Origin of the sequence: Burkholderia sp. SRS-25, assembly GCF_004343765.1 — a bacterium.
Classification (GTDB): Bacteria; Pseudomonadota; Gammaproteobacteria; order Burkholderiales; family Burkholderiaceae; genus Burkholderia; species Burkholderia contaminans.
Genome location: NZ_PTXM01000010.1, coordinates 281,730 through 302,146, shown reverse-complemented (window position 1 = coordinate 302,146; position 20,417 = coordinate 281,730). Strand labels below are relative to the sequence as shown.

The 20,417-nt window shown below is 65.0% G+C and carries 23 protein-coding genes; 3 read left to right on the top strand and 20 right to left on the bottom strand.

Translation table 11 applies throughout. The annotated features are described in order from the left end of the window. Positions 1 to 30: 30 nt before the first annotated feature. The 8 genes from asd to C5O79_RS16400 all read right to left on the bottom strand — a co-directional run bounded on the left by asd (position 31) and on the right by C5O79_RS16400 (position 6,724). Entirely contained in the window at positions 31 to 1,152 is a 1,122-nt protein-coding gene (asd, locus tag C5O79_RS16435; protein ID WP_027791140.1) for an aspartate-semialdehyde dehydrogenase, read from the bottom strand. Positions 1,153 to 1,233: 81 nt separating this feature from the next. Beyond that, on the bottom strand, positions 1,234 to 1,353 hold the full coding sequence (locus C5O79_RS38935) for a hypothetical protein (protein ID WP_047850271.1): 120 nt from the start codon (positions 1,351 to 1,353) through the stop codon (positions 1,234 to 1,236). 98 nt (positions 1,354 to 1,451) lie between these two features. Beyond that, positions 1,452 to 2,519 carry a 3-isopropylmalate dehydrogenase gene (gene leuB / locus C5O79_RS16425; RefSeq protein WP_046549898.1) on the bottom strand — a complete coding sequence of 356 codons (1,068 nt, stop codon included), beginning with the start codon at positions 2,517 to 2,519 and terminating at the stop codon, positions 1,452 to 1,454. A 79-nt stretch (positions 2,520 to 2,598) separates the two neighbouring features. Then, entirely contained in the window at positions 2,599 to 3,249 is a 651-nt protein-coding gene (gene leuD / locus C5O79_RS16420; protein ID WP_047850272.1) for a 3-isopropylmalate dehydratase small subunit, read from the bottom strand. Between the two features lie 67 nt (positions 3,250 to 3,316). Then, positions 3,317 to 3,463 carry an entericidin A/B family lipoprotein gene (locus tag C5O79_RS16415; protein ID WP_039358289.1) on the bottom strand — a complete coding sequence of 49 codons (147 nt, stop codon included), beginning with the start codon at positions 3,461 to 3,463 and terminating at the stop codon, positions 3,317 to 3,319. A gap of 3 nt (positions 3,464 to 3,466) precedes the next feature. Beyond that, positions 3,467 to 4,876: a 3-isopropylmalate dehydratase large subunit gene (leuC, locus tag C5O79_RS16410; protein ID WP_039358286.1), complete on the bottom strand. Its 1,410-nt coding sequence runs from the start codon at positions 4,874 to 4,876 to the stop codon at positions 3,467 to 3,469. Positions 4,877 to 5,111: 235 nt separating this feature from the next. Then, positions 5,112 to 5,870, bottom strand: coding sequence for a hypothetical protein (locus C5O79_RS16405; protein WP_047850273.1), 759 nt, complete (start codon positions 5,868 to 5,870; stop codon positions 5,112 to 5,114). Positions 5,871 to 5,902: 32 nt separating this feature from the next. Further along, positions 5,903 to 6,724 (bottom strand): hypothetical protein, encoded by an 822-nt coding sequence (locus tag C5O79_RS16400; protein ID WP_122475328.1) that lies wholly within the window; start codon positions 6,722 to 6,724, stop codon positions 5,903 to 5,905. A 411-nt stretch (positions 6,725 to 7,135) separates the two neighbouring features. On the opposite strand from C5O79_RS16400, the gene C5O79_RS16395 reads away from it, so the two are divergent. Together C5O79_RS16395 and C5O79_RS16390 are read left to right on the top strand one after the other, a co-directional pair. Next, positions 7,136 to 7,459 carry a cupin domain-containing protein gene (locus C5O79_RS16395; RefSeq protein WP_122475326.1) on the top strand — a complete coding sequence of 108 codons (324 nt, stop codon included), beginning with the start codon at positions 7,136 to 7,138 and terminating at the stop codon, positions 7,457 to 7,459. A 128-nt stretch (positions 7,460 to 7,587) separates the two neighbouring features. Continuing rightward, positions 7,588 to 8,313, top strand: coding sequence for a glutathione S-transferase (locus C5O79_RS16390; protein WP_122477364.1), 726 nt, complete (start codon positions 7,588 to 7,590; stop codon positions 8,311 to 8,313). A gap of 102 nt (positions 8,314 to 8,415) precedes the next feature. On the opposite strand, the gene C5O79_RS16385 is transcribed toward C5O79_RS16390, so the two are convergent. The 5 genes from C5O79_RS16385 to C5O79_RS16365 form a co-directional block, all read right to left on the bottom strand. Beyond that, complete coding sequence (locus C5O79_RS16385; RefSeq protein WP_046549905.1) at positions 8,416 to 9,948, bottom strand: amino acid permease; 1,533 nt, start codon at positions 9,946 to 9,948, stop codon at positions 8,416 to 8,418. Positions 9,949 to 10,050: 102 nt separating this feature from the next. Then, positions 10,051 to 10,515, bottom strand: a complete 465-nt coding sequence (locus tag C5O79_RS16380; RefSeq protein WP_071332888.1) for an Lrp/AsnC family transcriptional regulator — start codon at positions 10,513 to 10,515, stop codon at positions 10,051 to 10,053. 98 nt (positions 10,516 to 10,613) lie between these two features. Continuing rightward, on the bottom strand, positions 10,614 to 11,372 hold the full coding sequence (locus C5O79_RS16375; protein ID WP_046549907.1) for an arginine deiminase family protein: 759 nt from the start codon (positions 11,370 to 11,372) through the stop codon (positions 10,614 to 10,616). Positions 11,373 to 11,563: 191 nt separating this feature from the next. After that, positions 11,564 to 12,832, bottom strand: a complete 1,269-nt coding sequence (locus C5O79_RS16370; protein ID WP_122475323.1) for a DUF1479 domain-containing protein — start codon at positions 12,830 to 12,832, stop codon at positions 11,564 to 11,566. Positions 12,833 to 12,942: 110 nt separating this feature from the next. Continuing rightward, complete coding sequence (locus tag C5O79_RS16365) at positions 12,943 to 13,332, bottom strand: VOC family protein (RefSeq protein ID WP_046549909.1); 390 nt, start codon at positions 13,330 to 13,332, stop codon at positions 12,943 to 12,945. A 71-nt stretch (positions 13,333 to 13,403) separates the two neighbouring features. Here C5O79_RS16365 and C5O79_RS16360 point away from each other — a divergent pair, with 71 nt between their 5' ends. Further along, positions 13,404 to 14,381, top strand: coding sequence for an AraC family transcriptional regulator (locus tag C5O79_RS16360; protein WP_122477362.1), 978 nt, complete (start codon positions 13,404 to 13,406; stop codon positions 14,379 to 14,381). A 90-nt stretch (positions 14,382 to 14,471) separates the two neighbouring features. Here C5O79_RS16360 and gltA read toward each other — a convergent pair whose 3' ends face one another. The 7 genes from gltA to C5O79_RS16325 form a co-directional block, all read right to left on the bottom strand. Continuing rightward, positions 14,472 to 15,773 (bottom strand): citrate synthase, encoded by a 1,302-nt coding sequence (gene gltA / locus C5O79_RS16355; protein ID WP_011355741.1) that lies wholly within the window; start codon positions 15,771 to 15,773, stop codon positions 14,472 to 14,474. A 66-nt stretch (positions 15,774 to 15,839) separates the two neighbouring features. Next, positions 15,840 to 16,109 carry a succinate dehydrogenase assembly factor 2 gene (locus C5O79_RS16350; protein WP_046549911.1) on the bottom strand — a complete coding sequence of 90 codons (270 nt, stop codon included), beginning with the start codon at positions 16,107 to 16,109 and terminating at the stop codon, positions 15,840 to 15,842. Between the two features lie 7 nt (positions 16,110 to 16,116). Next, the gene (locus tag C5O79_RS16345; protein WP_011355743.1) at positions 16,117 to 16,818 is read right to left on the bottom strand and encodes a succinate dehydrogenase iron-sulfur subunit; all 702 of its coding nucleotides are present in this window, start codon (positions 16,816 to 16,818) and stop codon (positions 16,117 to 16,119) included. A gap of 21 nt (positions 16,819 to 16,839) precedes the next feature. Continuing rightward, positions 16,840 to 18,618, bottom strand: coding sequence for a succinate dehydrogenase flavoprotein subunit (gene sdhA / locus C5O79_RS16340; protein WP_047850278.1), 1,779 nt, complete (start codon positions 18,616 to 18,618; stop codon positions 16,840 to 16,842). Between the two features lie 3 nt (positions 18,619 to 18,621). Then, on the bottom strand, positions 18,622 to 18,990 hold the full coding sequence (gene sdhD / locus C5O79_RS16335; RefSeq protein WP_011355745.1) for a succinate dehydrogenase, hydrophobic membrane anchor protein: 369 nt from the start codon (positions 18,988 to 18,990) through the stop codon (positions 18,622 to 18,624). Positions 18,991 to 18,994: 4 nt separating this feature from the next. Further along, on the bottom strand, positions 18,995 to 19,411 hold the full coding sequence (sdhC, locus tag C5O79_RS16330; RefSeq protein WP_034185792.1) for a succinate dehydrogenase, cytochrome b556 subunit: 417 nt from the start codon (positions 19,409 to 19,411) through the stop codon (positions 18,995 to 18,997). Between the two features lie 170 nt (positions 19,412 to 19,581). Further along, positions 19,582 to 20,406: a GntR family transcriptional regulator gene (locus C5O79_RS16325; protein WP_039358249.1), complete on the bottom strand. Its 825-nt coding sequence runs from the start codon at positions 20,404 to 20,406 to the stop codon at positions 19,582 to 19,584. Positions 20,407 to 20,417: the final 11 nt, after the last annotated feature.

Sequence of the window (20,417 nt, the reverse complement as noted above, 5' to 3'; positions counted from 1 at the left end):
GGCCCGCATCTCGCGGGCCGGTCATGCAGTTTACTTGTCGAGCAGGATGCGCAGCATGCGGCGCAGCGGCTCGGCAGCGCCCCACAGCAGCTGGTCGCCGACCGTGAATGCCGACAGGTATTCACCGCCCATCGCGAGCTTGCGCAGGCGGCCGACCGGCACCGTCAGCGTGCCCGTGACGTTCGCCGGCGACAGGTCGCGCATCGACGCTTCACGCTCGTTCGGCACGACCTTCACCCAGTCGTTCGCCGACGCGAGGATGCCGTTGATCTCGTCGAGCGGCACGTCCTTGTTCAGCTTGATCGTCAGCGCCTGCGAGTGGCAGCGCATTGCGCCGATCCGCACGCACAGGCCGTCGACCGGGATCGAACCCGGCTCGCCCATGGCCGGCTTGCCGAGGATCTTGTTGGTTTCCGCGCCGCCCTTCCACTCTTCCTTCGACATCCCGTTGCCGAGATCCTTGTCGATCCACGGGATCAGCGAACCGGCGAGCGGCACGCCGAAGTTGCTCGTCGGCATCGCATCGCTGTTCATCGCGGCCAGCACGCGGCGGTCGATGTCGAGGATCGCGGAAGCCGGATCGGCGAGCTGCTCCTTCACCGCGCCGTTGAGCGTGCCCATCTGCGACAGCAGCTCGCGCATGTTCTGCGCGCCCGCGCCCGATGCGGCCTGGTAGGTCATCGCCGTCATCCAGTCGACGAGGTTCTCGCGGAACAGGCCGCCGAGCGCCATCAGCATCAGGCTGACCGTGCAGTTGCCGCCGATGAAGTTCTTCGTGCCCTTGACGAGCGCGTCCTTGATCACGTCGAGGTTGACCGGATCGAGGATGATGACCGCGTCGTCCTTCATCCGCAGCGACGATGCCGCATCGATCCAGTAGCCGTTCCAGCCGGCCGCGCGCAGCTTCGGGAACACGTCGTTCGTGTAATCGCCGCCCTGGCACGTGATGATCACGTCGCACTTCTTCAGCTCGTCGACGTTGGTCGCGTCCTTGAGCGTAGTCTCGTTTTTCGCGAACGACGGCGCTTTGCCGCCCGTGTTGCTGGTGCTGAAAAACACCGGTTCGATCAGGTCGAAATCGCCCTCTTCCTGCATGCGCTGCATCAGGACGCTGCCGACCATGCCGCGCCAACCTACGAGACCTACGTTCATGACTAACCCTTTGATGGAGCTTCCCCGCCATTTCCGTCCCCGGTGTGACCGCGCGGGGAAATAGGCGGGCACGACGGACGATCAGCGTTTAATGATCGTTTTCGTGGTAATGGTTTTCGTGATGACGATGGCGCGCGCACCCGCACGGGCTGTGTTGCCGTGGAGTTTCAAGACCGGGGAGATCAGGGAAAGATGCGCCATCGTTCGAGTTTACACAAAGCCGGTGGCCCGCACAACGGCCAACCGCATGCGAACCGGCCGATTTCGCGGCCTGTTCGCACCCTTTCTACATGATTGCGTTACAGCGCCGCGACCACCGCGTCGCCCATCGCCGTCGTGCCCACCTGCTGGCAGCCCGGCGTCGCGATGTCGCCCGTGCGGTAGCCCTGTTCGAGCACCGTTTTCACTGCGCGCTCGATGCGATCGGCCTGCTCCGCGCGATTCAGTGAGTAGCGCAGCATCATCGCGGCCGACAGGATCGTCGCAAGCGGGTTCGCGATGCCCTTGCCCGCGATGTCCGGCGCCGAACCGTGCGACGGTTCGTACAGGCCCTTGTTGTTCTTGTCGAGCGACGCCGACGGCAGCATGCCGATCGAGCCCGTCAGCATCGACGCTTCATCCGACAGGATGTCGCCGAACATGTTGCCCGTGACGATCACGTCGAACTGCTTCGGCGCTTTCGCGAGCTGCATCGCCGCGTTGTCGACGTACATGTGCGACAGCTCGACGTCCGCGTATTCCTTCGACACGTCGATCATGATGTCGCGCCAGAACTGCGACGTCTCGAGCACGTTCGCCTTGTCGACCGACAGCAGCTTCTTCGCGCGCTTGCGGGCCGCCTGGAACGCGACGTGCGCGATGCGGCGCACTTCCGGTTCCGAATAGCGCATCGTGTCGAAGCCTTCGCGCTCGCCGGCGAACAGGCCGTCCGGAGCAGCGCGCACGCCGCGCGGCTGGCCGAAGTAGATGTCGCCGTTCAGTTCGCGCACGATCAGGATGTCGAGGCCCGCGACCAGCTCGGGCTTCAGCGGCGACGCATCGACGAGCTGCGGATAGCAGATTGCCGGGCGGAAGTTCGCGAACAGCTCGAGGTGCTTGCGCAGCCCGAGGATCGCCTGCTCGGGGCGCAGCGCGCGCTCGAGCGAGTCGTACTTCCAGTCGCCCACGGCGCCGAACAGGATCGCATCGGCTTCCTTCGCGAGCTTCAGGGTCGCGTCGGGCAGCGGATGGCCGCTCGCCTCGTAGCCCGCGCCGCCGACCGGCGCCTGTTCGAGTTCGAACTTCTCGTCGAGTGCGTTCAGCACCTTCACGGCTTCATTGACGATTTCCGGACCGATGCCGTCGCCGGGCAGCACTGCAATCTTCATGCGAAATTCCTGACTGGGTAGGTTTTTATGGAGGCAGGCCGGCGAACGCGCCGCCGGCGCGCCCGCCCGAAAGGCGATCTCAGCCGACCAGCTTGGTGTTGAGCCACGGCTGCTTCACGAGGCGCTCGGCTTCGAACTGGCGGATCTTGTCCGCGTGGCGCAGCGTGAGGCCGATGTCGTCGAAGCCGTTCAGCAGGCAGTACTTGCGAAACGCGGCGATCTCGAACGGATACGCGCGGCCGTCGCCCGTGCGCACGACTTGCGCGTCGAGGTCGACCGTCACCTCGAAGCCGTTGAACGCGACCGTCTCGTTGAACAGGTGATCGACCTGCTGCTCGGTCAGCACGATCGGCAGGAGGCCGTTCTTGTAGCAGTTGTTGAAGAAAATGTCAGCGAAGCTCGGCGCGATGATCGCGCGGAAGCCATACTGCTGCAGCGCCCAAGGTGCGTGCTCGCGCGAGCTGCCGCAGCCGAAGTTCTTGCGCGCGAGCAGCACGGATGCGCCCTGGTAGCGCGGCTGGTTCAGCACGAAGTCGGGATTCAGCGGACGCTTCGAGTTGTCTTGGCCCGGCTCGCCGTGATCGAGATAACGCCATTCGTCGAATGCGTTCGGACCGAAGCCCGTGCGCTTGATCGACTTCAGGAACTGCTTCGGGATGATCGCGTCGGTGTCGACGTTCTCGCGATCGAGCGGCGCCACGACGCCGGTATGCACAGTGAATTTTTCCATGATCCGTCTATCCGGTTGAAGGGCCGGCATCCAGCCGGCACCCATCGCAAATTCTCGGTCGGCGGCGTCAGTCCGCGGCGCGCTGAAGCGCGTTGCCGGCGGCATTGACGTCCTGGCCGAAGCCTCGGACGGTATTGCAGCCCGCGAGGCCGAAAACCAGCCCCGCCAGCGCCAGCGCGGCAACCCGCCGCGCAATGACTTTCGATGCCGTCACGCGTTACCCCAACTGGCGAATGTCGACGAAGTGACCTTCGATCGCCGCGGCCGCCGCCATCGCGGGGCTCACGAGGTGCGTGCGACCGCCCGCGCCCTGACGGCCTTCGAAGTTGCGGTTCGACGTCGACGCGCAGCGCTCGCCCGGCTCCAACCGGTCGGCGTTCATCGCGAGGCACATCGAGCAGCCCGGCTCACGCCATTCGAAGCCCGCATCGGTGAATACCTTGTCGAGCCCTTCGCGCTCGGCCTGCGCCTTCACGAGGCCCGAGCCCGGCACGACCATCGCGAGCCGCACGTTCGACGCGACACGACGGTTCAGCTTCTTCACGACATAGGCGGCCGCGCGGATGTCTTCGATACGTGCATTCGTGCACGAGCCGATGAAGATCTTGTCGACCTTGATCGATTCGATCGGCGTGTTCGGCTCGAGCGCCATGTACGCCAGCGCGCGCTCCATCGCGTCGCGCTTGACCGGATCCTTCTCGCGCTCGGGATCGGGCACGCGGCCGTCGATCGACGTGACCATTTCCGGCGACGTGCCCCACGTGACCTGCGGGACGATCTCGGCCGCGTTCAGTTCGACCACGCGGTCGAACTGCGCGCCGTCGTCCGACTTGAACTGGCGCCAGTATTCGACGGCCTGATCCCATTCCGCGCCGGTCGGCACGAACGGGCGGCCCTTCAGGTAGTCGATCGTCGTGTCGTCCACCGCAACCATGCCTGCGCGCGCGCCGGCCTCGATCGCCATGTTGCAGACGGTCATCCGGCCTTCCATCGTCAGCGCGCGAATGGTCGAGCCGCCGAATTCGATCGCGTAGCCCGTACCGCCGGCCGTGCCGATCTTGCCGATGATCGCGAGCACGATGTCCTTCGCGGTACAACCGCGCGGCAACGTGCCTTCGACCTTCACGAGCATGTTCTTGCTCTTCTTCTGCAGCAGGGTTTGCGTGGCGAGCACGTGCTCGACTTCCGACGTGCCGATGCCGTGCGCGAGTGCACCGAATGCGCCGTGCGTCGACGTATGCGAATCGCCGCACACGATCGTCATGCCCGGCAGCGTCGCGCCCTGCTCCGGCCCGATGATGTGGACGATGCCCTGGCGCACGTCGTTCATCTTGAACTGCGTGATGCCGAACGCATCGCAGTTCGCGTCGAGCGTGTCGACCTGCAGCTTCGAGACGGGATCGGCGATGCCGTGGCTGCGATCGGTGGTCGGCACGTTGTGGTCCGACACGGCCAGGTTCGCGCTGATGCGCCACACCGGACGCTGCGCCATCTTCAGCCCTTCGAACGCCTGCGGGCTCGTGACTTCATGCAGCAGCTGACGGTCGATGTAGAGCAGAGTCGTGCCGTCTTCCTCGGTGTGGACCACGTGGGTGTTCCACAATTTGTCGTAGAGAGTCTGTGCCATGGGTATGCGGGGTCGTTGTGACTACAAGCCTTGCGGATGCGGTCGATTATGCCACGCAGAACGCGTCACGGCGCAGGCCGGACGCGAAAAAACCCATTAAAAACAGTGGTTTGGCTGGTAGTCCCAATACCTGTATCGGCATTACCCGGCAAACGGGGCACGCACGGTCCGGTGCGGCGCGACGGCGAATCGCGGATCGCGCCGCCCGGATCGCGTGCGCCGATGCGTCGCGGCGTCAGCCGTTCGGGTACTCGCGATCGATCAGGGCGAGGCGCAGCATGCCGAGCTGCACGCCCGCGTTGCTGATCAGGTAGAGATCGCGCCGTCGCATGGCCGGCATCAGCGCCGACGTGTCGTAGAGAGACGGCAGCGTGAGGCCGGCCGGCACGGCAGCCTGCATCCCTGCCGCGGTCGACACGCGCACGGCCATCGACGCCTGATCCGCATGCGTGACGATGCCGACCTTCCCTGGCGCCGCGGCCGAGCCGGCCTGCTTGACGATCGCGGCCGCCACGCCATCAGGTGTCGGTATCGGGCTGCCGGCAGTCAGGGCCGGTGTCGCGATCGACGTCACGCCGGCCGTCAGCCCGTACTTCGATGCGAGCACGCTCGCGACTTCCTGCTGCGCGTAGATCGGAGCCGCGACCTTCTGTCGAAGCTGGAATACGGCGTCGGCGATCGCCTCGTTCACGGGGCCAGGCACCGGCGTGGCGCCGGATGTCGCAGCACGATTGCCGAAGCTGAACGCGGCAATCGTATTGATGCCGGCAGCGTCGACGGTCGGCGGCGTCCACGAGAAAAACGTGTCGAACAGGTAGCCGGTTTCGTCGGCGGCGGTCGCGCGATCGTTCAATTCGTTCGTCAGCTTGCCGAGCATCTGGCGCTGCAATTCCGCATCGGAAACCGGGGCATCACTCGCGAAAGCCGGGGCAACGGATGCACACGAGGCGGCGAGCAACGAAGTGGAAGCCAGGAAATGGCGGCGGGTCGTCATGGTCATGAGATTCGAGTGAGGAGCGGAAGGCATCAGCCCTTCGGGAACGCCTGCATCGTCGCGGTCACCGCGCGGCCAAGCATCTGCGCATACATGTCGTGCACGAGATAGAGGCTGCGATTGCGCGTCCACGGCTGACCCGATTGCGGGTCGTATATCGTCGGCAGCGACACCTCGGCCACCGCGGCGGCCTTCATGCCCGCCTGCTGCGAGGTCTGGATGCAGCGCTTCGCATGGTCGCGATGGCCGACCACCGCGACGGCGCCCATCGCCGCCGCGCCGCCCGCGCGCGACACGGCCACGGCCGCGACGCCGGCCGTGCTCAGGTACACGATCGAGCCATCGCTCGCGATCACCGGCTCGATCGACGACAGCACGTCGGTTCCCATCCCGCACTTCGACACGAGAAAGCGCGCGATCTCCCACTGCGCGTACACCTTCACCGGTTTCAACTGGCGAATCCGGTACACGGCATCCGCGAGCGCTTCGTTGACGGGCCCCGGGTCGGGCAGCGCGGTCTGGTTGCCGCCGGTGCTCGACGTGTTGCCGCTTGCCGCGTTCGGGCGATTGCCGAAGCTGTACGCGACGATCGCGCCGACCTGCGCGGCCGGCACGGTCGGCAGGGCCCACGTGAAGCCGACGTCGGTCAGCGCCGGCACGATCGCATTGACCGTCGCCGCGTCGCCGAGCTGCGCATCGAGCTTCGCGGACATCTGCGCGGCCAGCGCCGCATCGGTGACGGGCGCCGACGTGACGTCGTCACCGCCGCACGCACTCAGCAACGGTGCCACGGCAACCGCGGGTGCGGCAGCAAGAATTTTTCTGCGTAAAGAAGCCGACGGGTTTCGATTCATGAGAAATACGAAATGATGCGAGCAACGCCGGCAGCCGGTCACGGCATTGCAAGTCGCGGGTTCACGGGAAACGACAATCTGACGCGTCGCGCGGTTGGGCGATGGCGATGGATGGCACGGTCGACGCTCGAATCGAATCGCTGCACATCGGACGATTGACGATCCGCGATCGTAGTGGGCGTTTATTAAATCGCGGTGAACCTGTCGATCGAATGCGGACGATCGTCACGCTGTTTCATCGATGGACACATGCGTTTCATCCATGGCGAGCGTGTGCCGGCGCCGTTTCATCGGTGGCGAGCGACGTGATTCGCCTGCCTCGTCGGGCGCAGAACATCGCGCTCCCGATTTCGAGATACGATGGCGCAACGCCTGCCCTAGCTCCCACGATCCGGATCCGGAGCCCCCACCATGAAGCTCGGCCTGAACGAATCGCTCGCCCGCCTCGACGATGAAGGCACGCTGTTCACGACGCTGTTTCGCCACGGTACGCTCGACGTCGAACTGTACCGGCCGCGCATCGAGGACAAGCAGAAGCCGCATGCGCGCGACGAGGTCTACGCGATCGCCACGGGCACGTCGCGCTTCGTCGTCGACGGACGCGAATGCGACATCACGGCCGGCGACGTACTGTTCGTCCCGGCACACGCCGAACACCGCTTCGTCGGCTTCTCCGAGGACTTCTCGACCTGGGTGTTCTTCTACGGCCCCGAAGGCGGCGAGCGCGGCGCGTAACGCACGACGCACGCGGCACTTTTCCTGCGATCGCCTAGACTGTCTATTCGCAGCGGGTGGCCCGCGACGCGTGGCCGCCCGGTCGTCACGATGCCGGTGGCAGCCGGTTCAACGAACGGGAAAACAGCATGCGATATGAACTGTATTACTGGCCCGAGATCCAGGGCCGAGGCGAATACGTGCGGCTCGCACTCGAAGCGGCCGAAGCCGACTATGTCGACGTCGCACGTGAATCGGGGCGCGGCATGGGTGTGCCGGCAATGATGCGCATGATGGACAGCACGAAGGCGGAATGCGTGCCGTTCGCGCCGCCGTTCCTGAAGGCCGGCGAAATCGTCATCGGGCAGACCGCGAACATCCTGCTGTTTCTCGGCGCGCGGCTGGGACTCACGCCCGACGACGAAGCCGGCCGGCTGTGGGTGCACCAGCTTCAGCTGACCGTCGCCGATTTCGTCACCGAGATCCACGACACGCATCATCCGATTGCAAGCGGCCTCTACTATGAGGATCAGCAGGCGGAAGCCGCCGAGCGTTCGGCCGATTTCCTGGAAAACCGGCTGCCGAAATTCCTCGGTTACTTCGCGCGCGTACTCGACCAGAATCCGCACAAGAGCGGCTACCTAGCCGGCAACGCACTCAGCTATGCGGACCTGTCGATGTTCCAGTTGATCGAGGGCCTGCGCTACGCGTTTCCGAAAGCGATGAAGCGCGAAGAGCGGAAGATCGCGGCGCTGGTTGCACTGCACGACCGCGTTGCACTGCATCCGCCTGTCGCGCGCTATCTCGAGTCGGAACGCCGCATTCCGTTCAACGACATGGGCATCTTCCGGCACTATCCGGAGCTGGACAAGTAGCGGAGAACGGCATCCGAGCCGCTTCGTGCATGGCCGCCCCCGCATCGGCACCGGCCGCACGACACGGCCGGCCCGCGATACCGCGCTTTCGATACCAGGCAGTCAGTGCGACTGCCCGTGCTGCGTAGCCGCTGCATCGACGGCCTCGACCGAACGCGTCAGCCATGGCCCGATGTCCATCTCCTCGTAGCGCACGAGCCGGCTCTTGCGCGCACGGCGATACGCCCACCAGATCGCGACGAACAGCGGAATCCACACGTAGATCGACAGCACCTCCATCCAGTCGATGCGGGCCGCGAAGAACGCCTGGTAATCCTGCCCGAGCGAGATCACGATGCAGATCGCGATCGCGAACAGCGGCCCGAACGGGAACCATTTCGCGCGGTACGGCAGCTGATCGAGCCGGTAGCCCTGCTTCAGGAATCCCTTGCGAAACCGGAAATGGCAGACCGCGATGCCGAGCCACGCAATGAAGCCGGTGATGCCAACCGTATTCAGCAGCCACAGATAGATGCTCTGGTTGCTGGTCAGCGACGTGAGGAAGCACAGCCCGCCGACGGCCATCGTCGCGTACAGCGCGTTGCGCGGCACACCGCCCGGCGACAGCGTCGCGAACATGGCCGGCGCGCGCCCTTCCGCCGCGAGGTTGTACAGCATCCGCGTGGCCGCGTAAGTCCCGGAATTGCCGGCCGACAGCACGGCCGTCAGGATCACGAGATTCATCGCGCCGGCCGCGAGCCGGAATCCCGCGTGGCTGAACACCAGCGTGAACGGGCTCACGCCGATGTCGGTCACGTCGCTCTTCAGCAGGTTCGGATCCGTGTACGGCACCAGCAGCCCGATCACGAAGATCGCGAACACGTAGAACAACATGATCCGCCAGAAGATCTGCTTCACCGCACGCGGGATCGTCTTGCGCGGGTTTTCCGATTCGCCGGCCGTGATCCCGACCAGCTCGGTGCCGAGAAACGAGAAGCCCGCGATCAGCGCGACGCTCATCATCGCGTGCACGCCGCCGACGAACGGCGCGTCGCCGGTCGTGAAGTTGCGCAAGCCGACCGGATGTCCGTTCCCGATCAGGCCGGCAGCGATCAGCAGCCCGGCCGCGATGAACGCGACCACGGTGACGACCTTGATCAGCGAAAACCAGTATTCCGATTCGCCGAAGCCGCGCACCGACAGCGTATTCAGCAGGAAGATCAGCACGAGGAAACCCGCGCCCCACCAGATGCCGGGTATGGTCGGAAACCAGTAGCGCATCACGATCTGCGCGGCGACCAGCTCGATCGCGATCGTCACGGCCCAGCTGTACCAGTAGGTCCAGCCGAGCGCGACGCCGAAGCCTTCGTCGACGTACTTCTCGCCGTAGATCGCGAACGAGCCCGATACCGGCATCAGCGCAGCCATCTCGCCGAGGCCCGTGACGACGAAGTACACCATCATCCCGATCGCGATATACGCGGCGATCGCCCCGCCCGGCCCCGCCTGCGCGACCGACGCACCCGACGCGACGAACAACCCCGTGCCGATCGAACCGCCGATCGCGATCATCGCGATGTGGCGGCCCTGCAGACGCCGCTTCAGCGTCGTTCCGGACGGTGCGGCCGTCTCCGCTGCCGCTTGCAAAGCATCCATAGTGTTCACCCTGGTTCGATTGGAGCCTGACGATTTGATTCGGAATGCAAATCGTCAGGCCCGGTCATTCGCATCGAAACCGGCCCGTTCCGGCCGGCCGCATCACACGATGCTGCGCTTGATCGCCTGCAGTTCGGCCGTCGTCACGATCTTCTCGATCCGGAACCGCGGGCTTTCCAGCCATGCGTTCGCGATTCGCCGGTACTCGTCGAGATCCTCGCACGCGAGCCGTACGAGAAAATCGAACGTGCCGCTGACGAGCCAGCAATCGAGCACGGCCGGATTCGCTCGCATTTCGTCCTCGAACGGCGCCTGCGAACGCCCGTGGTCGGCCAGCGTGACCTGCGCGATCACGACGATCGGCTTGGTCGCGCGCGGCGCCTTGATTACCGCGCGGTACCCTTCGATCACCCCAAGCGCCTCGAGCCGCTCCACGCGCGCCTGGCACGGCCGCGGCGTGAGGTTCACGAGCTCGGACAGCTTCCGGTAGGAAATCCGCCCGTCGGTGCGCAGGATGTCGAGGATCCGGAGATCGATCTTGTCGAGCTGCATCTTCTTGTCGGTCATCCGCGTTCGCTCCGGTCGGGTCGTGGGTGGTGCGCGGAACGTCTCCTGTTCCGCGCGGGGGCCACATTATCCGGCCGAAGCGACCGCGCGCCAATCGGCTAGAACCGCAGCGACAGGCAGGTCAGGCCGCCGTCCATCTTGCGGAACTCGCTCGTATCGATCACGTGCAGCGGCAACCCGAGCGACGCGATCGCGTCGTGCACGCGCGGGTAGCCGGCCGGGGTGATCAGCGTGCCGTTCACGCGCAGCGTGTTGCCCGCGTATTCGTCGGCGGCCGAGATCGCGATCCGGCGATAGTCGGCGAAGGCCGGATGCGCGGCCAGCGCTTCGGTCACGAGCAGCGTGTCGTCGCCAAGCGCGTTGACGACCGACTTGAGATGCAGGCCAGCGCCCACCGGCACCGCGACGACCGAATAGCCGTAGCGCGCCACGAGCGATTCGAATGCGGCGATACCATCGGCGTCGGTGCGGCCCGTCAGGCCGATGTAGAAGCGCTTGCCGACCTGCATCACGTCGCCGCCGTCGAGACGGCCGTCCTGCATCGGCAGCAGATCGCGATGCGCGGCCAGCGCCGCTTCGATATGCACCGTCTCGCCCCGCCGCGCCGGCGCACCGGGGCGCGTGATCACCGCGAATTCGGGCGTCACGACCGCGGTGTCCTCCACGAAATGCGAATCGGGAAAGGCCTCCAGCGGCGGCAGTTCAGTCAACGCGACGCCGAGCGTGCGCAGCGCTTCGCAGTATGCGTGGAACTGGGTGAGCGTCTTGTCGTAATCGGGCGCGCCGAGTTCAGCCGTGGTCAGGCCCGCGCCACAGGACGGCGCGGGACGGCGAACGATCGCTTGCGTGAATTGCATCGACTCCTCCATGGTCAGCGCCACACCCGTGCTTCACACGGGGCGGCTGCGTTGTGTCCGGACCATTATCGGAAGCCAAATTGCGCAATTCGCGTCGATTTCGGCTGCGCCGACAGCCGATTGCGTCGAATTGCGCGCCGCACGCAGCGGATTCGGCAGCCCGCCGTTCGCCGCCCGGCAAGCCGCCGCTTTCACATGCGGCACGCTTGCTGCACGCCCGCCCCGAACCCCATCTGCGAACGGCCGAGCGCCGTGAGATCGCCCTCCCCGCCGCGCCCGTCGAATTCGACCTCGAAATGATCGGCCGGGAAATCGGGCGGACTCTCGCCGCGCAGGAACGCAGCGCGCTGGCGCTGCAGGTACGCGTCGTTCTTCGCGCAACCGGGCGCGGCCGCGATGTACATCACGTTGCTGTCGCCGCTGCCGCGGTGCGCATCCTCGACCGCGTGCACGACGTCGCCGTGCCAGAACACCGCGTCGCCCGGCTCCATGTGCGGGATCGGCACCAGCGCGTCGAGCAGCAGCGCGTGCCATTCGGGCCGGATCGACAGCGCGCGTCCCGGACGCGCGCCGCACAGGTCGTCGTCGGCCACGTCGTCCTGCAGCGCCCGCAGGACGACGTAGGCCATCGCATTCGCAACCGGGATCAACTGCAGCGTACCGTCGCCGGGCCCCTGCGGCGTCAGTGCGGTCCAGCCCTGGAACGTGCGGAACATCGAGCACACGGCCGGCGACGGAATCTCCTCGACATCGGGACGGAACGCCGCATCGAACGGGTCGTAATCGCGCCAGCGGCCGGCCAGCACGTGACGGTAGACCTGCCGGAAATTCGCGCCAAGCCAGCGCTCGACCGAACCGCCATCGACATGCGGTGACAGCCCGAGCGACGTCGAGCCGGGCGGGCGGCGGCGAATCCGATCCGCATAGGCCGGCACCTGGTCGGGATCGAAGTGCGTGCGGCCGCCGTCCGCGTGCCGCCACAGGCGGTTCAGGAACACGCGCGCCCGGGTCAGTGCCGGCGACTGGCGCGCAGCCACCTGCGGCTTCGACCAGTAGACGCCGTAGATCTGCGGCTTGCCCGACGCGAGGTTGCCGAAATAGCGGTCCTCGGCACGGGCATGCAACCGGTCGGTGAAGCGGTTCGCGTCAAGGTAGGCGCCGATCTCGTCGTTCCAGTCGCGCGCCTGCCGTGGGTCGAACACGCCACGGATCACGACCGCGCCATGCGTGCGGATCGCGGCGATCGCGCGCGGATCGACCGTCCCGCCCGCTATATCCGCGAACGGCACCACCGGAATGACGTCAAGACCATGCGCATGCGCACGGCGAATCACGTCGACCTGCCGCGCGATATCGCCCTCCAGCTCGCGAAACGTGGCCGTATAACCGGGCAGGTCGGCGCGCAGCGCCCTTTTCGCGTCGCGAATCGCGGCAGGCAGGTCGTCAATCGTCAGTTGCATCGTGGTCTCCTCGCTGACAGGTGTCGTGATGTGCTGTCAGCGTACGACCAGCGCGCGATCTCGATTACCACTATCCAGCCAACTATCGATACAATCCTGACAACCGTGCATCACGCCGGACGATGGCAGACCACGCATAGCTTGTTGCCGTCCGGATCGCGGAAATACGCGCCGTAGTAGTCGCGGTGATAGTGCGGCCGCAGGCCCGGCGGCCCTTCGCAGGTGCCGCCATGACGCAGCGCGAGCGCGTGGCAGCGATCGACGTGCGCGCGGGTCGGCGCATCGAACGCGATCGTGTGGCCATTACCCGGTTCGGGCGCGCGGCCGTCGAGCGGGTGGCCGAAGAAGAACAGCGGCCGGTCGGCGTCGGCCGGCATCCAGCCCGACCAGCCGTCCGGCTCGCGGAATTTCAGGCGCAGCCCGAGTTCCGCAAACAGCGGCGCATAGAAATCGTAGGCGCGCGAAGTATCGGTCACCCCCACGCAAACATGTGAAAACATGGCATTGCTCCTTCGTGACGATCGCTCACGATCATGCCACGGCGCGATGCCGGCTCCCTCCGGAGGCCGCGATGAAACCGCAGTACGAGCACGTGACGTTCGCCTCCGGCTGTTCGATCCGCGTGTATCACCGTCAGCTCGCGCGCATTCCATTCGAATGGCATCGCCATCCCGAATACGAGCTGACGCTGACGCTCAACAGCCGCGGCCGACGCTTCATCGGCGATCACGTCGCGCACTACGCCGACGACGACCTGGTGCTCGTGCCGCCCAACCTGCCGCATACCTGGTCGTCGAATGCACGCATCGATCGCGATGCACCCGAAGTCGCGCTCGTCATCTGGTTCGACGGCGACTGGGCGCGGCGTCTGGCCGACTGTTGCCCCGAATACGCAGCGCTGCGCTCGCTGCTGCGGCGTGCCGCACCGGGCCTGCACTTCGGCACGGACGCGGCCCGCGCGATGCGCGCACGGCTGCCGCAGTTGCTCGATCCGTCGCCACGCACACGGCTCTCGGCCGCACTCGACACGCTCGCCGATCTCGCGGAAGCCGGTGGTGAACCGCTCGCCACCGCGCACGCGTACGACCAGGCCGACGGTACGACACCGCCCGCCAACGTCGCCGCCCCCGAAGCCGAACGCCTCGACCGCGTGCTCGATGCGATCGACCGGCACTTCCACGAACCGTTGCGCATCGACGCGCTCGCCGCCACCGCGCACATGTCCGAACGCACTTTGCAGCGCCTGTTCGTCCGGCACCTTGGCGAAAGCGTCGGCCGCTACGTACAGCGGCTGCGGCTCGCGCACGCGTGCCGTCACCTCGTCGGCACCGACTGGCCGATCGCGACCGTGGCTGCGCGCTGCGGCATTCCGAATGCCGCGAACTTCAATCGCCAGTTTCTCGCCGCACGCGGGATGACGCCCGGCGCATACCGGCAATTCTTCGTGCAGCACGGCCACGCGCCCGATCATGACGCACCGGCACTCGACACGCGCCCGCCGTCGCTGGAACGCCGCGCGGGCCCGAGCAAAGCTCGGCCGCACAAATGAAAACACCCCGACGGGATGACCCGTCGGGGTGTCGTGGCGTTGCGATCGCCCGACGCGAACAGCCTGTCGGCCGTTCGCGCCGCGCACGACTTAACGTGCGTTGAGCGGCTTCGCTTCGCGCGGCGTATCGCCGATGAACAGCTGACGCGGACGGCCGATCTTCTGTTCCGGATCGCCGATCATTTCGTTCCACTGTGCAATCCAGCCGACCGTACGTGCCATCGCGAAGATACACGTGAACATCGACGTCGGGATGCCCAGCGCGCGCTGGACGATGCCCGAGTAGAAGTCGACGTTCGGGTACAGCTTGCGCGACACGAAGTATTCGTCTTCCAGCGCGATCTTCTCGAGCTGCATCGCGAGCTTGAACAGCGGGTCGTCGTGCAGGCCCAGTTCGTTCAGCACTTCGTAGCACGTTTCGCGCATCAGCTTCGCACGCGGGTCGTAGTTCTTGTACACGCGGTGACCGAAGCCCATCAGCTTCACGCCCGAATTCTTGTCCTTCACCTGCTTGATGAATTCGGGGATGTTGTCCGGCGAACCGATCTGCTCGAGCATGTTCAGTGCGGCTTCGTTCGCACCGCCGTGCGCCGGGCCCCACAGACAGGCGATACCGGCAGCGATACAGGCGAACGGGTTCGCGCCCGACGAACCGGCCAGGCGGACGGTCGACGTCGATGCGTTCTGCTCGTGGTCGGCGTGCAGGATCAGGATACGGTCGAGTGCGCGAACGAGCACGTCGTTGACCTTGTACTCTTCGCACGGGTTCGAGAACATCATGTGCATGAAGTTCGCGCTGTACGACAGCGAGTTCTTCGGATACACGAACGGCTGGCCGATGCTGTACTTGTACGCCATCGCGACGAGCGTCGGCAGCTTCGCGATCATGCGGATCGCCGACACTTCACGGTGACGCGGATCGTTGATGTCGAGCGAGTCGTGGTAGAACGCCGACAGCGCGCCGACTGCGGCGACGAGGATCGCCATCGGGTGCGCGTCGCGACGGAAGCCACGGAAGAAGAAGTGCATCTGCTCGTGCACCATCGTGTGCTTCGTGACGGTGTCGACGAATTCCTTCTTTTGCGCTGCATTCGGCAGCTCGCCCTTCAGCAGCAGGTAGCAGCTTTCGAGGAAATCCGCGTTTTGCGCGAGGTTGTCGATCGGGTAGCCGCGGTACAGCAGCTCGCCCTTGTCGCCGTCGATGTACGTGATCGCCGAATTACAAGCTGCCGTCGACATGAAGCCCGGGTCGTACGTGAACTTGCCGGTCTGGCCGTACAGCTTGCGGATGTCGATCACGTCCGGGCCCATCGTGCCCTTGTAGATCGGCAGTTCGACGCTCGGCGAGTTGTCGCTGAACGATAGCGTGGCTTTAACATCAGACGGAGTCATGGCACATCCTCAATCGAAATAAAGAAACGGGATTCGATAACGGGCACAGCGTGTTACGCCTTGGCGTTACACGTTGCGCAGCATCTCCAACAGCCGGCGAATATCCGGGCTGTCTAGGTCGCCTTCTGGTTCCTTGCGCGCGAGGAGCAAGTCCATCAGGTCGTTGTCGCTCAGATCGAGCAGGCGCGACAACGCGCCTACGTCTGCATCGGTGAGGTCATGCTCGTATCTGCTGAAGAAACGCTCGAAAATGATGTCGTTCTCCAGCAGACCCCGCCGCGCACGCCAGCGGAGGCGTGCGCGACGGTGCGGGTCGGATTGATGCGAATCGCTCATCTCGACCTTAAACAGCGCGGCGAACCATCAGTTCCTTGATCTTGCCGATCGCCTTCGTCGGGTTCAGGCCCTTCGGGCAAACGTCGACGCAGTTCATGATCGTGTGGCAACGGAACAGACGGTACGGGTCTTCCAGGTTGTCGAGACGCTCGCCGGTGGCCGTGTCGCGGCTGTCCGCGATGAAGCGGTAAGCCTGCAGCAGGCCCGCCGGGCCGACGAACTTGTCCGGGTTCCACCAGAAGCTCGGGCACGACGTCGAGCAGCTTGCACACAGAATGCACTCGTACACGCCGTCGAGCTCGTCGCGCTCTTCCGGCGACTGGAGGCGTTCCTTCTCCGGCGGCGGCGCGTCGTTGATCAGGTACGGCTTGATCGAGTGGTACTGGTTGAAGAAGTGCGTCATGTCGACGATCAGGTCACGCACGACGGGCAGGCCCGGCAGCGGACGCAGCACGATCTTCTGCGGCAGGTCGTTCAGGTTCGTCAGGCAAGCGAGACCGTTCTTGCCGTTGATGTTCATCGCGTCCGAACCGCACACGCCTTCACGGCACGAACGACGGAACGACAGCGTCTCGTCCACGGCCTTCAGCTTGACCAGTGCGTCGAGCAGCATGCGCTCGTGCTCGAGCTCCAGCTCGTACGTCTGCATGCGCGGCGCTGCGTCCTTGTCCGGATCGTAGCGGTAGACTTCAAAAATGCGTTTTGCCATTTCGGATTCCTTTGACTCGGCTTAGAACGTGCGCGGCTTCGGCGGCACGGATTCGACCGTCAGCGGCTTCATTTGAACCGGCTTGTAGTCGAGGCGATCGCCTTCGCTGTACCACAGCGTGTGGCGCAGCCAGTTCTCGTCGTCGCGGTGTTCGTAGTCGCTGTGGGCGTGAGCGCCACGGCTTTCCTTGCGTGCTTCCGCCGACACCATCGTTGCGCGAGCGACTTCGATCAGGTTCTCCAGCTCGAGCGCTTCGACGCGCGCGGTGTTGAACACCTTCGACTTGTCCTTCAGGTGGATGTTTTCCACGCGTGCCTTCAGGCCGGCCATCTGGTCGACGCCTTCCTTCAGCAGTTCCGACGTGCGGAACACGCCTGCGTGCTTCTGCATCGTCGAGCGGATGTCGTTCGCGACGTCCTGCGTGTATTCACCCGCGGTCGACTTGTCGAGCTTCGCCAGGCGTGCCAGCGAGAATTCGCCTGCATCGGCCGGCAGCGGCTTGTGTTCCTTCTGGTTCTTCACGTGCTCGACGATGTGGTTGCCGGCCGCACGGCCGAACACCACGAGGTCCAGCAGCGAGTTCGTGCCGAGGCGGTTCGCGCCGTGCACGGACACGCACGAGCATTCGCCCACTGCGTAGAAACCGTTGACCGGATCCTTGTGACCGCCGCGCGACGTGCCGACGACCTGACCGTGGATGTTGGTCGGGATGCCGCCCATCTGGTAGTGGATCGTCGGGACGACCGGGATCGGTTCCTTGATCGCGTCGACGTTCGCGAACTTCAGCGCGATTTCGCGGATCGACGGCAGACGCTTCATGATCGTCTCGGCGCCGATGTGCGACAGGTCGAGCAGCACGTGATCCTTGTTCGGACCCACGCCGCGGCCTTCCTTGATTTCCTGGTCCATCGAACGCGACACGAAGTCACGCGGCGCCAGATCCTTCAGCGTCGGCGCATAGCGCTCCATGAAGCGCTCGCCGTTCGCGTTGCGCAGGATACCGCCTTCGCCGCGCACGCCTTCGGTGATCAGCACGCCCGCGCCGGCCACGCCGGTCGGGTGGAACTGCCAGAACTCCATGTCCTGCAGCGCGATGCCCGAGCGGGCCGCCATGCCGAGGCCGTCGCCGGTGTTGATGAACGCGTTGGTCGATGCCGCGAAGATCCGGCCTGCGCCGCCCGTCGCGAACAGCGTCGTCTTGCCTTCCATGATGTAGACGTCACCCGTCTCCATCTCGAGGGCCGTCACGCCGAGCACGTCGCCTTCCGCGTCGCGGATCAGGTCGAGTGCCATCCATTCGACGAAGAACTGCGTCTTCGCTTCGACGTTCTGCTGGTACAGCGTGTGCAGCAGCGCGTGACCGGTACGGTCGGCGGCCGCGCAGGCGCGCTGAACAGGCTTCTCGCCGTAGTTCGCGGTGTGGCCGCCGAACGGGCGCTGGTAGATCGTGCCGTCCGCGTTACGGTCGAACGGCATGCCGAAGTGCTCGAGTTCGTACACGACGTTCGGCGCTTCACGGCACATGAATTCGATCGCGTCCTGGTCGCCGAGCCAGTCGGAGCCCTTGATCGTGTCGTAGAAGTGGAAGTGCCAGTTGTCTTCGCTCATGTTGCCGAGCGATGCACCGATACCGCCCTGCGCGGCCACCGTGTGCGAACGCGTCGGGAACACCTTCGACAGCACGCCGACCGACAGGCCCGCGCGCGACAGTTGCAGCGCTGCGCGCAAGCCCGAGCCGCCCGCGCCGACGATCACCACGTCGAACTTGCGGCGCGGGAGGTTAGTTTTGATTGCAGCCATTCTTTACACTCTCCAGAGAATCTGCGCGGCGTAGCCCGCACATGCGAGCAGCCAGACGATGGTCAGCGATTGCAGCAGCAGGCGCACACCGACGGGCTTCACGTAGTCCATCCAGATGTCGCGCACGCCGACCCACGCGTGGTAGAAGAGGGAAAGCAGCATCACGAAGGTCGCGAGCTTCATCCATTGCGCGGCGAAGATCGATGCCCAGCCTTCGTACGAGAAATCGTGCGCGCCGAAGAACAGGACGAGCAGAATGACCGTGTAGACCGCCATGATCGTGGCGGTGATGCGCTGCGCAAGCCAGTCGCGCAGGCCGTAATGAGCGCCGACGACGAGGCGCTTCGAGCCGATTCGGTTATTGGCTGCCATTTTCTTAGAATGCTCCGAACAGTTTGAGTGCCATGGCGATCGTCAGCGCGATCGAGACGACAAAGACGACGACTGCCGTCCGCTTGCCGCCTTCCTTCGTGACGGCGTCGTGGTTGACGTCCATCAGCAGGTGGCGAATGCCGGCGCAGAAATGGTGGAAGAAGGCCCACGACAGTGCGAGGACGATCAGCTTGACGATGATGTTGGAGAGGAAAGCCTTGAAGACTTCGAAGCTGAGCTCGGACGTGAGGCTCTGGTCGAAGAGAAACAGCAGGAAAGGCAGGAACAAGAACAGCAGCGCGCCGCTGACTCGATGGAGAATCGACAATATCGCTGCCAGCGGCATGCGATATTTCATCGTGATATCGCCGAATCCGATGTTCCGGTATTCCGGCCTCGGCTTTCTTACTGCATCAGTCATGCTAGACCCCTACTATGTTGTCACACTAATCCGCGATTTTAGCGCCTTTTTATATCGCGCTGCAGCGAAAGTCTGCTCTGGATAGTTGCGCGAACAAGAACAAAGGCGGCCCGAAACGTGCTTCGCGAACGTGGGGAACGCGAACGCACTCGGCTTGAGCCGATACTCCGTCAACTCAAGTCATTCTGATAGTAGTACCCGGTTGTGACATACCAGCCGCGACGCACTTCCACCGGCCGGTCTCCGTATGTATAGGACACGCGCTCGACCGACAGCAAAGGGAAACCTGCCGGCACGTGCAGCAGGTCGGCCACCGCCGGCTCCGCCGCCACCGCGCGGATCTTTTCCGTCGCGCGGATCATCCGCGTGCCGAACTCCGTCTCGAACATCGCGTAGAGCGGCCCCTTGTACTCGCTCAGCCGCTCGAACGTGAGCCCGCGGAACATCGCACCCGGCAGCCAGATCTCGTCGAGCACCGTCACTTCGTTCTCGAACTCCAGCAGGCGGCGCACCTGCACGACGGGATCGGCCGGCTTCAGGTCGAGCTGCCGCGCGATCTCGGCCGGCGCACGCAGGCGGCGGCATTCGAGCAGGCGGCTCACGTGCGGATGCTCGGCACCGTCGTCGGCCAGCAGCCGCAGGAAGCGGAACTGCGCGCGATCTTCATTGTGCGTTGCAACAAAAGTGCCCTTGCCCTGCCGCCGGACCACGAGGTTCTCGGCGGCCAGCTCGTCGATCGCCTTGCGGACGGTGCCCTGGCTGACCTTGTAACGGGCCGCGAGCTCCACCTCGCTCGGGATGATCTCGCCCGGCTTCCACTCACCGGTTTCGAGACTTTGCGTGATCAATGACTTAATCTGCTGGTATAACGGGCTGAACGTCGGCGACGGAGCAGCCGCAGGCGAGGGTGCGGGATCGCTCGCGCCCGGCTGCCCTGGGCCGCCTGCGCCGGTCTGATTCGCGGTATTCGCCTGGTTCGATGTCATGGCGCGCATTTCATCACAAA

Coding starts and splice junctions, on each gene's coding strand:
- asd (WP_027791140.1), bottom strand. CDS start 1,152: ATGAACGTAGGTCTCGTAGGTTGGCGCGGCATGGTCGGCAGCGTCCTG.
- C5O79_RS38935 (WP_047850271.1), bottom strand. CDS start 1,353: ATGGCGCATCTTTCCCTGATCTCCCCGGTCTTGAAACTCCACGGCAAC.
- leuB (WP_046549898.1), bottom strand. CDS start 2,519: ATGAAGATTGCAGTGCTGCCCGGCGACGGCATCGGTCCGGAAATCGTC.
- leuD (WP_047850272.1), bottom strand. CDS start 3,249: ATGGAAAAATTCACTGTGCATACCGGCGTCGTGGCGCCGCTCGATCGC.
- leuC (WP_039358286.1), bottom strand. CDS start 4,876: ATGGCACAGACTCTCTACGACAAATTGTGGAACACCCACGTGGTCCAC.
- C5O79_RS16405 (WP_047850273.1), bottom strand. CDS start 5,870: ATGACGACCCGCCGCCATTTCCTGGCTTCCACTTCGTTGCTCGCCGCC.
- C5O79_RS16400 (WP_122475328.1), bottom strand. CDS start 6,724: ATGAATCGAAACCCGTCGGCTTCTTTACGCAGAAAAATTCTTGCTGCC.
- C5O79_RS16395 (WP_122475326.1), top strand. CDS start 7,136: ATGAAGCTCGGCCTGAACGAATCGCTCGCCCGCCTCGACGATGAAGGC.
- C5O79_RS16390 (WP_122477364.1), top strand. CDS start 7,588: ATGCGATATGAACTGTATTACTGGCCCGAGATCCAGGGCCGAGGCGAA.
- C5O79_RS16385 (WP_046549905.1), bottom strand. CDS start 9,948: ATGGATGCTTTGCAAGCGGCAGCGGAGACGGCCGCACCGTCCGGAACG.
- C5O79_RS16380 (WP_071332888.1), bottom strand. CDS start 10,515: ATGACCGACAAGAAGATGCAGCTCGACAAGATCGATCTCCGGATCCTC.
- C5O79_RS16375 (WP_046549907.1), bottom strand. CDS start 11,372: ATGCAATTCACGCAAGCGATCGTTCGCCGTCCCGCGCCGTCCTGTGGC.
- C5O79_RS16370 (WP_122475323.1), bottom strand. CDS start 12,832: ATGCAACTGACGATTGACGACCTGCCTGCCGCGATTCGCGACGCGAAA.
- C5O79_RS16365 (WP_046549909.1), bottom strand. CDS start 13,332: ATGTTTTCACATGTTTGCGTGGGGGTGACCGATACTTCGCGCGCCTAC.
- C5O79_RS16360 (WP_122477362.1), top strand. CDS start 13,404: ATGAAACCGCAGTACGAGCACGTGACGTTCGCCTCCGGCTGTTCGATC.
- gltA (WP_011355741.1), bottom strand. CDS start 15,773: ATGACTCCGTCTGATGTTAAAGCCACGCTATCGTTCAGCGACAACTCG.
- C5O79_RS16350 (WP_046549911.1), bottom strand. CDS start 16,109: ATGAGCGATTCGCATCAATCCGACCCGCACCGTCGCGCACGCCTCCGC.
- C5O79_RS16345 (WP_011355743.1), bottom strand. CDS start 16,818: ATGGCAAAACGCATTTTTGAAGTCTACCGCTACGATCCGGACAAGGAC.
- sdhA (WP_047850278.1), bottom strand. CDS start 18,618: ATGGCTGCAATCAAAACTAACCTCCCGCGCCGCAAGTTCGACGTGGTG.
- sdhD (WP_011355745.1), bottom strand. CDS start 18,990: ATGGCAGCCAATAACCGAATCGGCTCGAAGCGCCTCGTCGTCGGCGCT.
- sdhC (WP_034185792.1), bottom strand. CDS start 19,411: ATGACTGATGCAGTAAGAAAGCCGAGGCCGGAATACCGGAACATCGGA.
- C5O79_RS16325 (WP_039358249.1), bottom strand. CDS start 20,406: ATGCGCGCCATGACATCGAACCAGGCGAATACCGCGAATCAGACCGGC.